At 69.0% G+C, this 20,012-nt stretch carries 11 protein-coding genes; 6 read left to right on the top strand and 5 right to left on the bottom strand.

Annotation, left to right across the window (positions count from 1 at the left end; all coding sequences use genetic code 11):
• Positions 1-74: 74 nt before the first annotated feature.
• The 5 genes from J2S66_RS00890 to J2S66_RS00870 form a co-directional block, all read right to left on the bottom strand.
• Entirely contained in the window at positions 75-290 is a 216-nt protein-coding gene (locus tag J2S66_RS00890) for a hypothetical protein (RefSeq protein WP_310302448.1), read from the bottom strand.
• Positions 287-694 (bottom strand): hypothetical protein, encoded by a 408-nt coding sequence (locus tag J2S66_RS00885; RefSeq protein ID WP_310302445.1) that lies wholly within the window; start codon positions 692-694, stop codon positions 287-289. The genes J2S66_RS00890 and J2S66_RS00885 overlap by 4 nt, the downstream gene beginning before the upstream one ends.
• 239 nt (positions 695-933) lie before the next feature.
• Positions 934-1,938 carry a DUF2399 domain-containing protein gene (locus tag J2S66_RS00880; protein WP_310302442.1) on the bottom strand — a complete coding sequence of 335 codons (1,005 nt, stop codon included), beginning with the start codon at positions 1,936-1,938 and terminating at the stop codon, positions 934-936.
• Between the two features lie 57 nt (positions 1,939-1,995).
• The gene (locus J2S66_RS00875) at positions 1,996-2,319 is read right to left on the bottom strand and encodes a hypothetical protein (RefSeq protein ID WP_310302439.1); all 324 of its coding nucleotides are present in this window, start codon (positions 2,317-2,319) and stop codon (positions 1,996-1,998) included.
• Between the two features lie 2 nt (positions 2,320-2,321).
• Positions 2,322-12,266, bottom strand: a complete 9,945-nt coding sequence (locus J2S66_RS00870) for a LamG-like jellyroll fold domain-containing protein (RefSeq protein WP_310302436.1) — start codon at positions 12,264-12,266, stop codon at positions 2,322-2,324.
• A 321-nt stretch (positions 12,267-12,587) separates the two neighbouring features.
• Between J2S66_RS00870 and J2S66_RS00865 the strand changes: the two genes are divergently transcribed.
• The 6 genes from J2S66_RS00865 (at position 12,588) to J2S66_RS00840 (ending at position 19,717) form a co-directional block, all read left to right on the top strand.
• Positions 12,588-14,399 (top strand): tachylectin-related carbohydrate-binding protein, encoded by a 1,812-nt coding sequence (locus J2S66_RS00865; RefSeq protein ID WP_310302432.1) that lies wholly within the window; start codon positions 12,588-12,590, stop codon positions 14,397-14,399.
• 47 nt (positions 14,400-14,446) lie between these two features.
• Complete coding sequence (locus J2S66_RS00860; protein ID WP_310302427.1) at positions 14,447-14,905, top strand: hypothetical protein; 459 nt, start codon at positions 14,447-14,449, stop codon at positions 14,903-14,905.
• A 93-nt stretch (positions 14,906-14,998) separates the two neighbouring features.
• Positions 14,999-16,936: a tachylectin-related carbohydrate-binding protein gene (locus J2S66_RS00855; RefSeq protein WP_310302425.1), complete on the top strand. Its 1,938-nt coding sequence runs from the start codon at positions 14,999-15,001 to the stop codon at positions 16,934-16,936.
• Between the two features lie 33 nt (positions 16,937-16,969).
• A complete protein-coding gene (locus J2S66_RS00850; RefSeq protein WP_310302423.1) occupies positions 16,970-17,467 on the top strand; it encodes a hypothetical protein in 498 nt (165 codons plus the stop codon).
• 31 nt (positions 17,468-17,498) lie between these two features.
• Positions 17,499-18,317 (top strand): SGNH/GDSL hydrolase family protein, encoded by an 819-nt coding sequence (locus J2S66_RS00845; protein WP_310302420.1) that lies wholly within the window; start codon positions 17,499-17,501, stop codon positions 18,315-18,317.
• 197 nt (positions 18,318-18,514) lie between these two features.
• Positions 18,515-19,717 carry a hypothetical protein gene (locus J2S66_RS00840; RefSeq protein WP_310302418.1) on the top strand — a complete coding sequence of 401 codons (1,203 nt, stop codon included), beginning with the start codon at positions 18,515-18,517 and terminating at the stop codon, positions 19,715-19,717.
• Positions 19,718-20,012 lie beyond the last annotated feature (295 nt).

The following is a 20,012-nucleotide window of genomic DNA, read 5'->3' as shown; positions in this document are numbered from 1 at the left end:
GGCGACGCGGCGGAGCAACCGGGGTTTGAGGTCGCCGGCGAGCGCTTTGATGGACAGCTCGGCGATGGCCCGGTTCACGGGCCGGTTATGAGGTCGGGTTCGGTCACCAGCATCATGACGGCCGTCTCGGTCGACGGGCCCACGTCGTCCAGACGTGCCGCGATCGCTTCGAGGTCGTCCCACCGCAGCGCCGTCTCGTCCCGGTGCAACTCGTCGGCGTGCTCGCTCATGAGCGAGCTCACCCACGGCACGGACAGCTTGATCCCCGTCAGCTCGGAGCGTGCTGTCATGCGTACCCCGCGGTCCGGGTCGCGCAAGGCGAGCGCCGGCAGCTCGGCGAACCCCCTGGATCCAGTTCGGTCCCGAAGCTCGCCGCCAGGCCGATGACCGCCACGCGCCGTGACTCGGCGTTGGGCGATGCCGGCGACGCCATGAGTTCCTTCCTGGCTTCATCGGTGCCTGTCCACCCGGGCATCCGGGCGAACGGCAGCGACCCGGGGTTCCGGCGGTACGCTTCGCGCAGCACGCGCACGTCTTCGACCGGCAGGTCTCGTACCACCAGCCGGTCTGGGGCCTCCACCGGGAGCCCGTTGGCGATCCGCTCGCGAATCGCCTGCACCGCCTGCTCAGGTGCCACCTGGTGCAGCGCCGCCGCTCCGGCGGCATTCCTCCGGTGCGCGACCACCGCGCGCACCGGAGGACTTGTTCCGCTCGAGGAGTCATCGTCGCTGGTAGAAGCGAGGGATTCAGCGTGTTGAGAGCACGGCCGGGTGATCGTGTCCCTGCTGGACAGGGTCACTCGGAAGCTGCTGTCCCCCCTCCGGCGCTGCTGCGCAGCGAGGCCGCGAAGGACGCCGGACCTCGCCGACCTGCGGAGGATCGTGCGTGGATCATCCGGGGGGCGCAGGTGGCGGGACGTGAGGCGGTTCGCCGTCAGAGGAGTGACGGCAGCACGTGCTCCTCGGTGACCATCAGGCCCGTGGTGGTCATGGTCTTGGCCAGGTCGGGATCCCAGGTGGCCTCCGCGGGGCCGTTGTTCAACGTCGGCAGTTCGACGCCGCGGGCGATCAGGGTGGTGACGGCCTCGCGGTAGTCGTTCGCCGACATGCGCCACGCCGTGCCGCCGGTCCAGGCGAGGATGTCGTTGGTCGCGCGGACGCCGTCCGGTGTGAAGTCGTTGTGGCAGCGGACCGCCTTGCCGCCGAGGTGGTGCTTGGCCTGTGCGGTGAGGCCGTTCGGGAGCACCATCAACGGGCCGGGCACGCCGGATTCGAGCAGGCGTGGGCTGCGGACAACGGTGATCTCCGGGGTCTGGAGGGTGTCGTTCAGCGTCAGGTAGCCCTGGGAGGTCAGCACCGGGTCGCTGTAGGCGTCCTTGAGGATTCCCGCCTGCTCCCAGGTCGTGCCCATGAGTTCGAGCGCCTTGCCCACGATGCGGGCGAGCGGCCGTCCGTCGTCGAGGTCGTTGCCGGCCAAGGCGAACCGGGTCGTCGTCGGCCCGAGCCTGCCGAGTACCCAGGCCGCCTGGTTGGCGAGCATCGGCAACGCCGGTTGTGGGATCTTGCCGTACCGGCGCACGTGCGCGATCCACGGTGCGGCCCACCGTTCGTGCAGCAGGTTGTGCTGACGCAGTGCGAACTTCAGCACGGCGTCGGCTGTCGAGGCCTCCTCGGCCGTGGACATGCCGATCGGCCTGCCGTGCAACGCTTCCAGCACCTCGGTCAGCGTGCTGCCGTGCGCACGGACGTGCTCGTCCAGACGCGCCAGGGAGATCTGCCGGCGGGCCGGGTGCGCGACCGGCTTGCGCAACAGTTCGGTGAGCGCCGCGGCGGTCCTCTCGTCCTCGACGCGAATGCCGAACGCAGACCGGCCGCCACCCTCCAGGGTCTCGCGGGCCAGCCGCCACAGCTCGGCGAGTTCAGGTTGGTCCCAGTGCACCGTCCGAGCCTATCGCGCTGTCGACGCAAAACCGCCCGTCGGACAACGCTTCTGCACTCAGTCGAAGAAGCGCTGTTCGATGAACTCCAACTCTGCGACAGTTCCGAGCGCTTCACGCCAGTGATCTCCACGCGGCGTCGAGTAGACGCCGAAGATCAGCGTATAGCGCTCCAGTTCCGGGTACAGGACTTCACCGTCATCTTCCGGGATATCGTTTCGGACGATGATCAAATTCTCATCCCCGTCACCCTCCGCCCGATAGTAGTCTCCGCCAGAATAGCTGCTGCAGTGCAAGTGGAAGGGAATTTCGAGTACATCTTCGAGTCGCAGTCTGAGCTCGTCGAGACTAACGACACTCGTTCCGTACACCACATTGTTCAACATCACGACCTCGGGACCCTGATGCTGGGAGCCCTGCTCACAGCCGCCTCCAATGAATTGTAGATCATGAAGTTGACCGGACGTCCGACTTCCGCACTGAGCTCCTTCCGCATGTCCCACAACCCGAGGGCCCGTAGTGCTGCAGGAGTCTTGTCGTCCAGGGGACCCGTCCTGGTACCGCCGCTGCGCAGTCCGACACCGGCGGTCTTCGCGGCCTGTACCAGGCCGTTGCTGACCAGCGCGACGTCGAAGTCGCTACGTTTCGGGCCGCCGTCGAACGGCGCGCCCTTCTTGAAGCTGACACCGGTCACCGCGCTGCCGTGAAGGACGGCTTCTACATCACCATAGCCGGCCGCGTCCAACTTCCCGTACAAGCTGGTCCCGAATGCCTCGAACTCCTCACTCGAATCGAACCCGTGCGGGACACGGCACCCGACGTCTTCATTGTGCGTCAGTATCGCGGTGGTCCCGGCAAGCACGTAGTAGGTGTGCAGGCCGTCAACGGTCAGGTTGTGGACCTCGCGGTCCAGGGAGAAGACGCGGGTGGTGGTGACCGTGGCCGGGCGGTGGTCTGCCGTTTCGAATGTGTAGCCAGGCTTAAGGTCTTCGGCATTGACCCAGTTCTGCAGCGACTCGACCCAGAACGGGTGTTCGTCGGTCGCGACGATGTCACCTTCGCCGCCGTCCACCGCAATCGAGATCTCGTACAGCAGGCGCTCGGCCTGGTGAGAACGGGTGTCGGTGACGGTCCGCGGGCCGGTCTCGCCGGTGGTCGGGTCAGTGGCCAGAACCGAGTCGCCGACGCGCGCGTCGCGAATCGGCTTACGTGATCCGTCCGCCATCAGGACCGGGGTTTCGCCGGAGAAACTGTTGCGGTCGAGAGACATCGGGCAACTGCCGTTGGCCTCGCCGCGCGAGTTGTCACCCGCGTCGCGGGCGGCGCCGTTGCCGCGCTTGCGACCTGGCCCGAACAGCGAGAGCGCGTCGCCGAGGCCGGGTACCTGGCTGTTGGCGAAGTCGGAGACGGCCTGTTCGCCGACGGCCTGGATGATGTTGACGCCGGGTTTGACGATGGTGGCCTTGACGGTTTCCCAGACCTTGTTGACGTCCTGCACGTTGGCCGTGACGGTGGAGACCCGGCTCGCCGGCAGGTTGGCCGCCGACGACACCAGGTCCTTCGTGGCGATTTTCGGCTTCAGTGCGGCTTGCAGGACCGGCATCGGGTTGTTCTTGGCGGCGTCGGCGATCGCGGCCTGGGCGCGTCTGGTCACCGCTTCCATCGCGGCACGGCGGGCTGCAGCGGCGGCGGCTGCTGCTGCTGCGGCTGCGGCTCGTTTAGCGGCGGCTTGGGCTGCCTCACGGGCTGCGGTCGAGGAGTAGCCGCCTACGCTGCGGCGTGACCAGCCTGCCGCCTCGTCGCCGTAGCGGTGTCCTCCTGAGGCGGCTTCGTCGCCGTAACGGCGGGCGTTGGACCCCGACCTGCTTCCGCGACGACCGCCGGAGGCCACGTCGTCACCGGAGCGTCGCGCGGCCGAACCACCGCGTCGACCGGACTTGCGGGCCGCGCCTGCGAGGTCGTCTCCGCGCTTGGCGAGGTGCTTGGCGCCCTTGTAGAGGTACTTCGCGCCCTTGAGGAGTTTGCCGCCGGGGATGAAGTTGGATGCGACCCACAAGGCGTTGCCCAAGCTGGGGTCGCGGGCGAATCTGATGATGTCGCCGACGGGTGAGACTTCCTTGACGACCGTCAGCGCGACGGAGCCGATCTTCTTCCAGCTGGGCCAGTGGCCGTCGGGGTCGATCAGGTCGAGTGGTCGGCCCGCGCCGTACGTGTAGCGGTTGAACAGGGTGGAGGTGCCGGACGGGGCCGAGACGGTGTCGCGTGAGACGAACCCGCCGGTGCCCGGCTGGTACCAGCGGGCACCCATGTTGACTTGTTCGGTGTCCGGGTCGGTCCAGTCGCCTTGGAACCCGACCTGGCGCGCGGTGCCGGTGGTGGCGGTGGTGGTGCCGAACGGGTCGAACGCGGCGGAGTCGGCCATGCCCGTGGTGGTCGTCGGGTCCATGCCGCCGACGACGTCGCCGTGCTTGTCCGACACGGTCAGCCGCTTGACGCCGCCGGAGGCGATGGAGATCAGTTCGCCGGACGCGTCACGGCCGTAGGTGCTGTCGCCGTCGGATGCCGGGTCGATGTCGAATCCGGCGTAGGCGAACGACTTCGCGCCCCTCGACATGAGTCGGTCGGCGCCGTCGTAGGCGTAGGTGGTCGCACCGACCTGGATGAGCCGGTCGAAGGCGTCGAAGGAGAACTTCTCCTCGAACCCCGACGAGGTGCGCGAGGCCATCGAGCCGCGCGGCGTGTGCTTGTAGGTGTAGTCGCCGTCGGACAGCAGCCGGTTGCGCTCGTCGTAGGTGGCTGTCTTCGCGCCGTTCTGGGTGCGGTTGCCGGACGCGTCCCACGCGTAGTCGGTGGTTCGCCCGTCGACCGTCCAGGACTTGAGGCGGTTGGCGTGGTCGTAGGTGTAGCTGTTGTCGCCGGCACCCGCGTACCCGGAGGTGATCTTGCGGGTGAGGCGGTCGTTGTTGTCGTACTCGTAGGCCAGCGAGGACACAGTCACGCCGCCGACATCCTTGATGACGTCGGTCTTCTCCCGTCCGAGCGGGTCGTAGTCGAACGTGCGCGTCCGTCCGGTGCCGTACTGCACGCTCCGGAGCTGCCCGGCCTCGTTGTAGCCGTAGGTCAGGCCGACCCCCGTGACGCCGTCGGTGACGGTCTTGAGCCTGCCCTTGTCATAGCCGAACGCGGTGGTCCCGGCGGCGTCGGCGCGGCTGGCGATGCGGCCGTTCGCGTCGTAGGAGTACGACGAGGTGCCGGATGGGCCGGTGGCCGACAGCAGGGCGCCGCGGTCGTTGTAGTCGTAGGCGTTGCGCCCACCCGGCGCGTCGATCTCCCTGACCCGCCCGAGTTCGTCGTAGACGTGGACGCGTTCGGCGGTCGCAGTTTCCGCGCCCGCGCCAGTCTCCTTCTTCAACCGGTTCAACGCGTCGTACTCGCGGTCGCGCACCACCCCGCCGGGGGCGGTCAGCCTGGTGTTGTTGCCCGCCGTGTCGTACACAGCGGTCCAGGTGCGGTCGGTGGCGTTCGGGTGTGCCGCGGTGGAGGGTTCGACCACGGACTCGGGCAGTGACCAGGCGTTGTAGGTGGTGGTGAACTTGTTGCCGCGGCCGTCGGTGTAGCGGGTGCGGTTGCCGCGTGCGTCGTAGCCGAACGACGTGGTGATCGACTCGGTGTCGGTGACCGGTTCGACCTGCTGGGTGAGCCTGCTCAACGCGTCGTAGGTGTAGCGGGTGGTGTGGTTGAGCGGGTCGGTGGCGGTGAGGGTGTTGCCCGCGGCGTCGTGGGTGTAGGTGGTGCGGCGCTGGATGGCGTTCTGTCCGTCCAGGTTGAACGAGCCGGTGAGCCGCCCGGCGGCGTCCAGGCGCAGGTAGTCGGTGCGGCCCAGCGGGTCGCGTTGCCAGACCGGTCGACCCAGGCCGTCGTAGCCGTACTGCATGACCACGCCCGCCGGTTCGGTGGCGCTGGTGCGTTGTCCCAGGGCGTCGTAGCCGAAGGTGGTCGCGTCGCCCGACGGTGAGGTGGCCTTGACCAGTTCGCCGGCGTCGTTGTGGTCGAGCGTCGTTGTGTGGGCTGCGGCGGTGGGTTTGCGCTCCAGCACCGTGCTGGTGACCTGGCGGGCGAGTGCGTCGTAGGTCGCCTCGCTGCGCGCTCCGGTCGGGTCGGTGATCGACAGCTGTTCACCGGTGTGGGTGTAGGTGTAACGCCACACGCCGCCGGCCGCGGTCGGGGCATCGGCCTTGGGGTCCCGCCGTTCGACGAGCCTGCCGAGTTGGTCGTAGCGCAACCGGGTGATCGCGCCCCGTTCGTCGGTGGTCTCGACGGCGTTGCCGGCCGGGTCGTAGGTGGTCGTGATGGTGCCCTTGATCGCTTGGGAGGCGCCGGGCGGGGTGTAGTCGGGGCTCTCGGTGCGGACCGGGCGGCCGACCTTGTCGTAGAACAGCCGGGTGACCTGGCCATTCTCGTCCTTGACGGCGGTTTGGTCGCCGAAGGTGTCGAACCCGATCAGGGTTTCGGGACGTGCCGTGGTCGGTGTGCCGCCGCCGGTTTCCACCGACACGGCGGGCAGCGTCACCGCGACCTGCCGCTCGCTCTCGTCGTAGCGGTACTCGGTGGTGAACGCCGCGGGGTTGGCGCCGGTGACGTTGCCGCGCGGGTCGGTCTCGGCGACGAGCAGGCCGCGCTTGTCGTAGCGGCGCGTGGTGGTCAGCGGCGTGGTTCCGAGCTGGATGCTCTCGCTGGTCTGGTTGCCGACGTTGTCGTACCCGTAGTCGACGACCGAGCTCGCCGTGGTCTGCAGGCCGGGTGTGTTGGAGCCGTTGCCGGAGCGGGCGATCTGGGTGACGTTGCCGTTGGCGTCGTAGCGGTAGGCGGTGCGTCGGACCAGGCCGGTCGGGTCGGCGAGTTCCTCGGTGATGCGGCCGACCGCGTCGTACGTGTACTGGGTGATCCTGCCGCCGGGGCCCGTGTGCTTGACGAGGTTCCCCGCGCCGTCGTAAGCGTTCTGCTCCAGCAGGACCTTGCGCGGTGCACCGCCGGGCACCGGCACCTCAGCGTGCACGCGGAACACCACGCCGTTGGGCGTGTATTCGTAGAGGGTCTTGCGGCCCATGGCGTCGACGTGCCGGATGAGCCTGCCGCCGAGGTCGTAAGTGTTGGACTCCAGCACCAGCAGCGTGCCGGGATCGGCCTGCTCGCCGGTGCCCTGGCCGCCGGAGACCGGTTTGCCGTGCCAGCCGCGCAGCCTCACCTCGGCGATCATGTTGCGGGCGGTGTAGGCGTATTCGATGCGCGTGCCGATCGCGTCGACGACCTGGGTTCGGTTGCCGAACACGTCGTAGGCGTAGCTGGTCTTGGAACCCTCGGCGTCGGTGACGGAGTCCTGCCGACCGCGGTCGTCGTAGGTGTAGGTGACGGTGCGCGTCGAGTCACCGCCGGCGAGGCCGGAGACCTCGACCTTCTCCGGCAGGCTGTCGGCGTTGTAGGTCGTCTTGGTGAACCTGGTGTGCCGGATCGCGTCGACGGCGTTGGTGACTGGGGCGTCGGTGACCTCCACGAGCCTGTTCAGCTCGTCGTAGCCGTACTTCGTCTCCAGCCCCTGGGAGTGGGTGTCGGAGAACTCGGTCTCCGCGACTCTGCGGCCCAGCAGGTCGTAGCGGTACTTGGTGACCAGGCCCTCGGCCTCGGTATCGGTGCGGCCGGGCTCGGTGGTGGAGGCCAGGTCGCCGTTGGTGAAGTACCGGTAGGTGGTCTGCTTGCCGCGCGCGTCCTTGGTCCATTTCAGCAGTCCGGCGGGCTCGTTGCCGCCGCCTTCCGCGGCGGTGGTGCCGTCGGTGTAGCCGTGGGTGACGGTGGTGCCGTCGGGCATCGTCTGCTTGAGCAGCTCGCCGCGTGCGTCGTACTCCATCGACGTCAGGTAGCGGTTGTCGGTCGGACCGGTGGAACGGCCGTCGCGGGCGGTGAGCTGCTTGTCGATGCGCGGATCGGTGTCGTTGGCCTTGCCCGGTGCGGGCTGGTGGTAGGTGAAGTGCTCGGTGTCGCACACCCCGGGTTCGCGGCAGGTCTTGCGGGAGATCACGTTGCCGCGGGCGTCGTTGCGCAGCTCGACCTGGTGGCCGTTCTCGTCGGTGATGGTCTGCTGGAACCCGGCCGCGTCGTAGCCGAAGGTGCGCACGCCGACGCCCTGCACCGGGCCGCCCTGCCAGTCCGGGTTGCTCACCCCCGTACCGCCGCAATAGGCGGGCGTGCCGTCCGGATTCGTCGTCGTGTCGGTGCACGGCGGCGCGGTGGACGGGGTGGTCGGCACGACCGACGGGTCGGGGCGGTCCTCCAGCCGCACACCGGTGCCCAGCGGCGCGACGAACCTGATGATCCGACCGCGTATCGGGTCGTAGTCGAAGAAGTGCGACCGGTCGCCGGGGTCGGTGACCTGGACGGTGCGCACCAGGTTGCGGACCGTACGGCCCTGCGCGTCCTGCTTCTCGGTGCCGCTGACCTGCGGCGCACCCAGCTTCCAGTGCCCGCCGTCGACGTCGGTGTAGTCGCGGACGCGGTCGTTGGTGGTGTCGTAGGCCAACTCGGCGGCTACCCGGCCGCTGGGCATGGTGACCTTCGTGAGCTGGTCGGAGTGCTCACGCGCCCGGTAGTGGGCGCGAGCCGCTTCCTCGCCCAGCGGGTGCTGGTAGATCGCGACCTCGTCGATCTCCCCGGCGAAGTGCTTGCGGCCCGCGCCGGGCCACCAGCCGACCGGCTCCCAGGCCGCCGGGCCGACCGCGTGGGCCGCGCCGATCTGCCCGTGGTTGAACGGGCTGTTGTCGATCTCGCCCTCGGTGGTGCCGACCTTGGCGCCGTCCAGGTACAGGGTCTGGGTGGCCAGCGAGCCGGACAGCACCACGTGGTGCCACCGTCCGTCGTTGACCGTGCCCGTGGTGGTGATCGGGGCGACGCGGCCGTGCCAGAACTGGCCGCGCAGCTTGCCGTCGCGGTCGACGTACAGGGCGGGGACGGCGCCGTTCTGTGCGCGGTCGAACGGTGCGGTCTGGAAGCCGATCAGCGGTCCGCCGGTGGTGGTCTTGAACCACAGCTCCACGGACAGGTCGCGGGACTTCTTGATCGCGCCGTCGGGCAGGGCCACGTAGGAACTGCTGCCGTTGAACGTGGTCGCGGTGTCCGGGCTGCCGTCCAGCGGGCCGGGCGTGCCGGGCGTGGTGCCGCGGTGCGCGCCCCAGTCCTTGGCGAGGTTGGTGGCTACCTGGCTGACCGCGTCGGCCGAGCCGGCGGGCTCGCCGAGTCGCCAGTAGGAGTCGGGCAGGGAGTCCAGGACGGCGGTTCGGTAGTGGGAGCCGTTGTCGTAGTCGTACCTGGTGCAGCCGCCCTTGGGGTCGCAGACCTCCGTCAGCCGGTCGCCGAGGTATTTGTAGACCCATCTGAACGGCGTGCCGCCGGTCGCCGGTGGGTCGGTGCGGACCTCGGTGACGTGGTTGCCGGTCCACGTGAAGTACAGCGTCCGGTTGGCGCTCGCGCGGCTCATCGCGCGCTTGACCTGACCATTGAGGCCGTAGTCCAGTTCCAGCATGCGACCGGCGTTGTCGTGGATCGTGATGAGCCGGCCGTCGAACTCGCGGAACGTGTAGACGGTGTTGGCCTTGTCCACCAGCACGTAGTTGCGGGCGGTGGTCGTGGTGTCCTGGTAGAAGGTGGCGAACCGGCCCGGCGGCGGGTCGAAGGTGCCGTCGGCGTTGCGGCCGAACCGGACCTGCTGGCCGTCGGGGTAGGTGACCACGACGTTGCCCGAGCCGTCCTGGTCGGGCATGACCCGCATGTCGTAGCGGGTGGACCAGCCCGCGCCGAACAGGTTGGTCTTGCGGGGGTCGAGGCTGTTGTAGGTCCGCGCGACGTTCAACTCCGGTCCCGTGACACCGAGCACGGCGTCGATCGCGGCGGTCGTGTAGTTGCCCACCTGCGGGTCGAAGTCCAGGTCACCCGCGCTGTAGGGCGCGCCACCCAGGTGCGAGGTGATCTCCGGCTGCGGCACGGCGGTCAGCAGCGCGCTGAACGGTAACGCCTCGCTGCGGGCGCCGCTCGGGTCGATCGCGAACGCCCGCCAGTGGTAGGTCTCGCTCCACTGCAACCGTCCCCTCGGCACCGTCCACGTCTTGCTCGCCACGCGAGGTCCGAGCGTGCAGCTGCCCAGCGCGGGGGTGCCGTCGGCGTTGCTGCCGCAGACCTCGAACTCGTAGCGGACCCCGGTGCCCGCGGGCGCGTCCACGTCGACCGCGTCCGCCCACAGCTGCGGGGTCAGCGTCGGCGCGGAGTGCCCGGCGGGCGGGTACTGCGCCTTGACGATCGGCGGGAGCTCGAACATCGTCAGCGACAGGCGCGCCGGCGGGATCTGCTCGTCGGTGAAGTAGGTGCCGTTGTGCACCATGCTGAAGTCGAGCAGGTAGTCGCCGGCGTTGGCGAAGCGGTAGACGGTCGCGTCGAGCGTCACCGTGTCGCCGGGTGGCACGTCACGTGGCAGCACCGCCGACACGCGTGAGTCGACCGCGCGCCCCTGTGCGGTGAACGCGCGGTAGGCCAGCTTGTAGGCCGCGGGCGTCCACGTCTGCGAGCCGCGGTTGGTCACCGCGATGCGCACCTTGCCGTCCTGCTGCCGGTGCACCGGCGGTTGCGGCACACCGCGTTCGATCCGGTAGGAGGCGTCGTAGGGGGTGTGGGTGACGAACAGCCGCGGCGGGTTCGCGGTGCCTACGCCGGTGAACTTCTTCCAGCTCCGGGTGGCTTTCACCGCCAGGCCGTTGTTGGTGCCGCCGCGCACCCAGCCCTGCACCAGGTCACGTCCTGCGGTGCCGAGGTCGACCATGTCCGGTGCCACCGGGCAGGCCGAGTGCGACTGGCCGAGCGCCACGTAGCCGTGCGCGAACGAGGCGCCGGCGATCGAGCCGCCGGTCGGTGGATGGCCCGTTCCCGAGGGAGACCAGGCGCCGGTGACCGGGTGCACCGTGATCGGCTCCGGGCGGCACGACGGCGCACTGAAGCTGGTCAGGTAGAGCTGCGCGCCGAAGATCCGGTGGTTGGACAGCGCAGGGTTGACCCCGTCGAACTTCAGGTACATCGCGCTGCCGTCGCCGACCAGCAGTTCCGGACCCCCGGTACGGGCGCCGCCCGACGTGACCACGGCGGCACTGGCGGACGTGCCCTGCACCGACGGGTCCACCAACACCGGGTAGGTACGGCCGGCCTCGCGCAGCCACCCCGAGTCCAACGACATCTTCAACGCCTGGCCGCCGTTGTGCTCGACCAGTTGATAGCGCACGCCGTGGGACGTGGACGGGTTCTCGGGGCGGCTGTCGGTCATGAACCCCGCGGGGATCCGCAATCGCTTCCGACCGGAGGCGTCCACCAGGGACACCTCACCATCCACGATCCGGGCGGTGAGGTCCTTCAGCCGCAACGGGAACACCCAGTCGTGCGGTGCGTCGGGCGAGGCCAGCACGAGCGTTTCCTTGACGCCACCGGGTAGGACGTCCAAGCGCAGGTCCACACCCGCGGCCACGCCGGGGTAGGTGATCCGGCTGGCCTCGACCCGGGCAGGAGCGGGGGCCGTGCCCGCCAAGCCGAAGGACAGCTCGTGGTCGTCGGACAACCTCATGCGCACGAACGGTGATTCCGACGCCGTCGCGGCGAACCGGGTCTCTACCTGGTCGGCGGCGTTGTGCCACCCGCCACCGTCGGCGACGAGCGTGGTGTCGATCGGGTGCCAGGAACCGTCGGGGCGCTGGTAGTTGACCGCCGCCTGGCTGAACTCGGTGGTCTGGGTGCCATCGGTGTTGCGGAACGTGCGGGAATCGGCTTGGCGCAGTTCGGGATCTTCGCGGCTGCCGGCCGGGTCGAAGCCGGTCAGGCCCGACGGCGCCGCGAGTTCGTGCGCCTCATTGGGCGGCGGCTGTCCGGACGGGAACGTCGGCTGCGGGTACTTGGCCGATTCGGACACCGGCAACGCCCGGTTGACCGTGTCACCCTCGACCACACCGGCCTGCCCTTCGGCAGTTCCCCACGACTGGTCGGGCGCGAGCTCACCCGGGGCGAGGCCGTGGTGGCCGGCCGAGCCGAACCACGGCAGCGCGTCGACCACCCCGGGCGGGACCGTGCCCAGGAGCAGCACCAGCACCACGGCGACCGCGACCGCGAGCCGGGTACCCGACGGTGCGGCCGGGAATAAGCGGGCACGCCGAGCACTCCAGGCCACCATTGCGCATTCCCCCGGATCGGAATAGCGATACGCAACCACCCCCGTGGTCACATCCGTCCGAAACTTGCATACGCGGTACGACAAAGCAAGGAGCCGACCCAAAAGGCGTAGTCCACCGTTCCCGTGTTAACCGTATGGCCGATAACGGGCACCCGGAGCGACGGGGCACACCGCCACTCGGCGGGTGTCGGGTCAAAGCACTGACAACCGTCCCACCAGTGTCTACAGTCGTTGACCGGCTGTATGGACAGGGGATGAACCAGGGGGAACCACATGGCATCGGTCGGCGCAAGCCTGCGAAGAAGACTGCTCACCGCCGTGTTGGCGGGCACCGTCGCGTCAGCCGTCATGGTCGCGCCGACGACAGCGGCACAAGCCGCCGCGACGCTCACGTGCAATTCGGCGGTGAACGTCTTCGGGGTGACGATCACGGGCGACGTTTTCGTCTACCCGCACAATGAACCGGAAACCGGCACGGCGAATTGGGGACAGCGGCGCACCATCGGCTCGGGCTGGACCGGCGACCGCACGCTGGCCGGGCCCGACGGGGTGATGTACCGGATGGACGGCACCACCGGAGACCTGTACCGGTACCGGTGGAACGGCGCCGGCTGGGACGTCTGGAACGGTCGGTCCTACCGGAACACGAGCGGCGGCTGGACCCGTTACGCCCAGGCCGCGTACCGCAACCACGTCACCGTCGACGGGCGGGACAGGCTGTACTCCGTCACCGCCCAAGGGCACCTCCAGGTCCTCACCTGGACCGGCGACCACGCCACCGGCACGTGGGCACCGGCGAAAGTCCTGGACACCGGTTGGAACCAGTACAACCTCATCGTCGCAACCGACGACGGCGTGCTGTACGCGCGCACACCGGACGGCGGGTTGTTCCGCTTCCGCTGGAACGCCGCGTCCGAGCGGTTCACCCAGTACCGGACCCAGGTCGGGTGGGGTTGGAACACGTTCAACCGGATCTTCTCGCCCGGCGGCGACGTCCTCTACGCCTCGCGGGCGGACAACGGCGGCGAACTGCTCTGGTACCGCTACTACGAGGACACCGCCACCTGGGCGAACAGCGGCAAGGGAAAGATCATCGGCACCGGCTGGTACAGCGACCCGGACGTCGTCGCCGGCACCGACAACTGCCGGCTCTCCGGGTATCCCGTACCGTCGCGCCCCGCGGTGCCCCAACGATCCGACGCGCCCACGACGCCGGTGCAGGGCACCGACGGACTGGTCACCTTCTTCTACGTCAACTCCGCGGGCGGCCTCACCGCGGGCAAGCAGCGCTACCCGGGTGACTACGAGATCATCGAGTACCAGGTGATCGCCGACTACCACCAGTTCACCGGCGCACCGGGCGTCGGCGTCCGCGCGGACGGCAGGATCGAGGCGGTGGCCAACAGCCACGACGACGCCGCCTACCGCGGCCGGGTGCAGGGCGTCGCGAACGGATCCTGGGGCGCGATCACCGACATCACGGCGCACCACGGGTGGATGGCCGGCGACCCGGCGGTGGTCGCCGATGCCAACGGGACATTGGCCATCTACGCGGTCGACGACGCTGGAGCGCTGTGGCGCCGCACGCAGATCACGACCAACGGCGCCTACACCGCCTGGCGCAAGCTCGGCGGAAGCGGTCTCACCACGGATTTCACCCTGGTGCGCAACGGAACCGCACTGGACGTCGTGGCCCGCTTCGCCGACGGCGCGCTGCGCGCCGCCCGGTACTCCGGCGGCACGCTCGGCACGTGGCGCACCATCGGCGGCGACGCGACCGGCAAACCCGCTGCCGTCGCACACGGCAACGGGGACCTCCAGGTGTTCACCCGCACCACCGACGGAACGGTGCGCACCCAGCGCGAGACCGGCGGGGTGTTCCCCGGCGCCTGGCAGACCATCGGCGACCTCACCGCAACCGGCTCCCCCGCCGCGGTGCTGCGCGCTGGAGGTCTGATCGAACTGGCCGTGCGCGGCACCGACGGCCTCGTCCACCAGTCAAGCCAGGTCGCACCGGCCGGCGGCTTCAGCCCGTGGACCGTGCACTACTTCGAGGACGCCGCCACCGACCCCACCGGCCTGCTCCTCTCCACCGGCAGCCCGATCTTCACGTGGCGCTCGGCCGACGGCTCGATCCGCACCGTCTTCATCCCCGCCACCACACGGCAAACCGACACGGCTTCCCTCGCCTACGCAGGACGGGCGGCACGTCGATGACACCACCGAAGGGCAATCGAGCGGGAGCCGACATCGGAGGAACGGGGATGAGGCACATGTTCAGGCTCTTCATGACCGGGGTGCTGCTCAGCGCGGGGCTCATCGCGTTGTCCACACCCGCGTCGGCGGCGGTCGTGGTGCCGCCGGGGCAGGCAGGCAGCGCCTGCAGCGGCTACAGCCGCGTCACCGGCCACACCGAGTGGTACTGGCAGACCTGCGCGTGGGCCGACGACGACGAGGTGTACTTCACCGTCAACCTCGGCAACGCCGGCGACGTCGCCTGGTCCGTCGACACGATCTGGGTGGACTACACCCGTAGTGGTACGTCGATCACCTGCGCCGGCGGTGTCTGGAGCAACTTCGTCGTCCCCGCGCACTCCGTCAAATCCACCCCCACCGCCACGTGCGCCATCCCCCGCAGGAGCGCGGCGTACACGTCCGTCGGCCAGGTCTGGGAGTCGACCTACCACGTGGAACAGCACAGCCCCGTTCTCCAGGTCGAATAGGCCATCAACCGGAGCGGAACCCTGGCAGCCCGAAAAGGTACGCGGTCACAGTGCCCCAGGGCTGTCCACACACCGGACAACGGGAGCTATCACATGCAAGAGGTCGGCGCGAGCAAGCGCAGAAAACGATTCCCCGCCACCATCGTGGCGCTCACCGCCGCCTTGACCGGCACGACCGTCCCGGTGGCGCAGGCGGCCATCACGGCAGCGCTCACCTGCAACTCGGCGGCGAACATCTTCGGGGTGACCCAGGCGGGCAGCATCTTCCTCTACCCGCACAACGAACCGGAAACCGGTGTCGCCGACTGGGGGACGAAGCGCACCATCGGCACGGGGGGCTGGAACGGCGATCGCACGCTGGCGGGCCCCAACGGGGTGATCTACCGGCTGGACGGCACCACCGGTGACATCCTCCGGTACCGCTGGAACGGCACCGGCTGGGACACCTGGAACGGCGAGCAGTTCAGGGACGTGGGCGGCGGCTGGCGCCGCTACGTGCAGGCCGCATACCGCAACCACGTCACCGTCGACGGGCGGGACAGGCTGTACTCCGTCACCGCCGAGGGACACCTCCAGGCCTTCGCCTGGACCGGTGACCACGCCACCGGCACGTGGGCTCCCGCGAAGGTCCTGGACACCGGCTGGAACCAGTACGACCTCATCGTCGCCAGCGACGACGGCGTGCTGTACGCCCGCACCCCCGACGGCGACCTGTTCCGGTTCCGCTGGAACGCCGCCTCCGAACGGTTCACCCAGTACCGCGAACGGGTCGGCTCGAACTGGAACACCTTCACCCACGTCTTCTCCGCCGGCGGCGACGTCCTCTACGGAACGCGGACCGGCACCCAGGCACTGGTCTGGTACCGCTACCACGAGAACACCGCCACCTGGTCGGGCGGCAAGATCATCGGATCCGGCTGGGCTGATGAACTGGACATCGTCGCCGACACCAACGGCTGCCGCCTCACCGGATACCCGGTGCCGACCCGACCCTCCGTGCCACAACGACACGACGCCCCCACCACACCGGTACAAGGCACCGACGGCCTGGTGACGTTCTTCTACGTCAACTCCGCGGGCGGCCTCACCGCCGGCAAGCAGCGCTACCCGGGCGACTACGAGATCATCGAGTACCAGGTGATCGCCGACTACCACCAGTTCACCGGCGCACCGGGGGCGGGCGTGCGCGAGGACGGCAGGCTGGAAGCCCTGGCCAACAGCCACGACGACGCCGCCTACCGAGGCAGGGTGCAAAGCACCCCGAACGGCGCATGGGGGCCGATCACCGGCGTCACGGCACACCAGGGTTGGATGCTCAGCGACCCGGTGGTGGCGTCCGAAGCGGACAAGACGCTGACGGTGTACGCGGTCGACGACGCAGGCGCACTGTGGCGGCGCACCCAGGTCGCGCCCAACGGCACCTACCTGCCGTGGCGCAAGCTCGGCGGCGCCGACCTCACCGCGGACTTCACGTTGGTGCGCAACGGAACCGCGCTGGACATCGTGGCCCGATCCGGTGACGGCACGCTGCGCACCGCCCGGTACTCCGGCGGCACGCTCGGCACGTGGCGCACCATCGGCGGCGACACCACCGGCAAACCCGCAGCCGTGGCACACGCCAACGGAGACCTCCAGGTGTTCGCCCGCGCAACGGACGGAACCGTGCGCGCACAACGTGAATCCGGAGGTGTGTTCCCCGGCGCCTGGCAGAGCATCGGCAACGTCGCCGCCGCAGGCCCACCCGCCGCGGTACTGCGTGCCGGGGGCTTGGTCGAACTCGCGGTGCGCGGCACCGACGGCCTCGTCCACCAGTCAAGCCAGGTCGCACCGGCCGGCGGCTTCAGCCCGTGGACCGTGCACTACTTCGAGGACGCCGCCACCGACCCCACCGGCCTCCTGCTCACCACCGGCAGTCCGATCTTCACGTGGCGCTCGACCGACGGCTCGATCCGCACCGTGTTCATCCCTGCTTCCACGCAGCGGACCAACGCCACTCCCCCGGCGTACGCAGGTCGGACGACACGTCGATGACCACCGCCGACAGTGCCGACGAAAGAGGAATCCATGCTGAAGAAAGCGCCGGCGATCCTGATGGCCGCCTGTGCAACGGCCACGGCGGTCATCTTCGTCGCCGGCACGGCGAGCGCAGCCGAGACGAGCCGTCCGGCACCACTGGTCGCGGTCGACGCGGGGATCCCGGCGTCACCGAGGTGCTCCGGCACCGAGGGACACGGCAAGATCCTCTACCAGGTCTGCGTCCGGTACAACTGCGACAGCAACTCCTGCTTGCACCGCGGGTACCTCGGCCTGATCAACAACGCCACGAGCCCTCGTACGGTCACCTGGAGACTTGAGAGGGACATGGGTTCCCAGTGGATCCGCTGGGCCCCCGACGACTCCGGCGTGGCGACATTGGCCGCCGGCGAGCAGCGGACCGTCTTCTCCACCAACACTTACGAATCGACGTGCCCCATCACGACGAAGAGGCGGCTGATGATCTCCTACGACAGCTCCGGCTGGAGCCTTCCCATCGAGGTCAGCGACCTTCTGGCGTGCGTATAGCAGCACCTGTCGTGCATCACACATTTGTTTCGTGACCGAACACTTCGGGAGGCACAGCCATGCACCGACCGCCGGGCTCAACGGCACCGAGCCCATCCGAGCCGACGACTCCGCGGGTTCTCTCGTGAACGCGTCGGCGAAGACCACGCGTCGCCGCCTGCTCACCGCGGGAGCCGTCGCCGTGGGCTCGACGTTGCTGACGACGGGGCAGGCGTCCGCCGACGGCTACGGCTCCGGCGCCCTGGGCCCGTGGGAGAACCTGTCCAAGGCGATCTCGACCCTCACCCAGATCAGGCCAGTCCTGGACACCGACGGGCTGTTCATGTTCGGGGACAGCATCTCCGTCCAGGACGGCTACACCCTGGCCCAGCGACTGCACAGCCGGACCGGGGACGTCATCGCCGTGCACAACTGGTCCGGCCGCCCCACCGCACCGGCTGTCGACGCGCTGGCCCAGTGGTCTCAGACGTACGGACTACCGCGCCGGATCCTGATGGCCACCGGGTCGAACGACATCTTCACCCCGCCGGTGTTCGCCGCGCAGGTCGACCGCACGATGACCGTCGTCGGCCCGACCCGGACGGTCTACTGGGTCAACACCCAGGTCTCCCGGACCGGCCAACCCGCCGCCGTCCAGCTGGCCGACCAGCGCAACAGCGCCTGGATCAACCTCCAGCTGGCCGACGCCCAACGTCGCCACCCGAACCTGCGCGTCATCCGCTGGGCCGAGTTCCTCGCCGCGAAGCCGACCCGGCTCACGGCCTACCTCCGCGACGGCGTCCACACCACCGAGCCGCTGGGCCAGGACGCCCGCAACGAACTCATCGTCCAAGCCATCGAAGCGGGCTGAGACACGTGTGTCGGCATAACAGCGGGTTCGTGTTGAGAACCGCCCTCATCCTCCTGATTTCAGCCGTGTTCGCCGGGCTGCTTCTCCCCGCACAGGCAACCGCAGCGCCCGCGCCTGGAGTGCGTGCGAGCTACGCGAACCCGGTTCGCGTCAACGGCCGGGTCGACGCGCAGGCCACGGTCGCGCGGCTGCGAGAGATGAACGCGAACACCTACGCGTTCCTGGTCCACAACGAGAACGACTGGAACGACTTCGAGCCGTTCCTGCGCGAAGCCCAGACCGCGGGCCTGACCACGTGGGCCTACCTGGTGCCGCCGACCGAGTGCCCCGGCGTCGACGACACGTGCTCGACCTACCTGCCCCACAAGAAGGACTACCTGGCCTGGGCGCGAGCGATCGGCGCACTCGCCGACGAGTACGCGGTGCTCAAGGCGTGGGCGATGGACGACTTCTACTACAACAGGGCTTTCTTCACGCCGGCCTACACAGGCCAGATCCGCGCCGCCGCCGGCATCGACTTCTACCCGGTGGTCTACGTCCACCAGCTCACCGAGGCGTTCACGATCTCGTACGCCAATGTCATGGACAGCCTGATCCTGCCGTTCAACGACTCCCCGAACCGCAACACGGTGTGGACCGGATCGTTGCGCGGCCATCTCGACACCGCTGTCGCGCTGCTCGCGGCGAAGAGCAAGAAGCTCCTCCTGATGCCGTACGCGGCGACGCTGTCGGCCACCACGGTCACGCCGGACGTCGGCTACGTCCGCACGGTGACCGCGGTCGGCATCGAGTACGTGAAGGCGGGCAAGATCGCGGGTGTGGTGCAGTACGCACTGCCGCTCACCCCGGACCTTCCTCAGGCCGGGGACGTCTCGTTCGCGCACACCGGGCGCGGCGGGCTGGTCTTCACCGTGCACAGCAACACGGACACCCAAGCCGGCGATTTCGCGGCAGCCAGTACCGCAGTGCGGCTCGACCCTGGGTCCACATCCTGCTCGATGGTGTTGTGGCACCAGGACAACTGGGGCGACAACACACCTGGCTACCACATGAAGCAGGCGCTCATCGGGGGCACGAAGGTGTGGGAACGCGACATCGCCAGCGAGGGCACCGACTGGTACACGTCCTCACCACGCGACCTGACGCCATACCTGACCAACGGGGTGGGCACGCTGATGTTGCGGCTCTACGAGGCGAAGGGCGTCGCGAACTACCGGGTGCTCGTCCGGTTCGACGACATCCGACTCACGGGGTGCCACATCGCGAACCCCGACTTCGAAACCACCGGCGGTTGGACGATGACCAGGGGAAACGGACCAGTGTTCGGCGGTACCCACATCTCCGACCCGGTGTACTCGACGACGGTGCACAGCACCGTCGCGGCTCTCTACACGACCTGACACGCCCTGTGCCCCTCGAAAAGTCATCGTCGCAGGTCATTAGCCATGATCAGCGTCCTGGGCGACCGCGAGAGCTGATGTAGCTGCTGTACGAGCGCGAGGGCCCGCGCGTGGTCAGCCATCGATCCGAGGGTGCTGCGCTTCCCAGCGTGGACTGCGGATCACCAGCGACAGGCGGCAGGAGACCGCCACCGCGGTCGTCCGGCCGCACGAGGGCGCGCCAATCCTGCCGGGGATTGCGCCGCGGGGCCGACAACCCGTCCGGGCCGCCCTGGGCGAGGCCGAGCTGCGCGCG

The organism is Saccharothrix longispora (assembly GCF_031455225.1).
In the GTDB taxonomy this organism is placed as follows: Bacteria; Actinomycetota; Actinomycetes; order Mycobacteriales; family Pseudonocardiaceae; genus Actinosynnema; species Actinosynnema longispora.
The sequence above is the reverse complement of the archived record's forward strand: the minus strand, read 5'-3'. Positions and strand labels throughout refer to the sequence as shown.

Coding starts and splice junctions, on each gene's coding strand:
- J2S66_RS00840 (WP_310302418.1), top strand. CDS start 18,515: ATGAACGCGAACACCTACGCGTTCCTGGTCCACAACGAGAACGACTGG.
- J2S66_RS00855 (WP_310302425.1), top strand. CDS start 14,999: ATGCAAGAGGTCGGCGCGAGCAAGCGCAGAAAACGATTCCCCGCCACC.
- J2S66_RS00890 (WP_310302448.1), bottom strand. CDS start 290: ATGACAGCACGCTCCGAGCTGACGGGGATCAAGCTGTCCGTGCCGTGG.
- J2S66_RS00860 (WP_310302427.1), top strand. CDS start 14,447: ATGAGGCACATGTTCAGGCTCTTCATGACCGGGGTGCTGCTCAGCGCG.
- J2S66_RS00850 (WP_310302423.1), top strand. CDS start 16,970: ATGCTGAAGAAAGCGCCGGCGATCCTGATGGCCGCCTGTGCAACGGCC.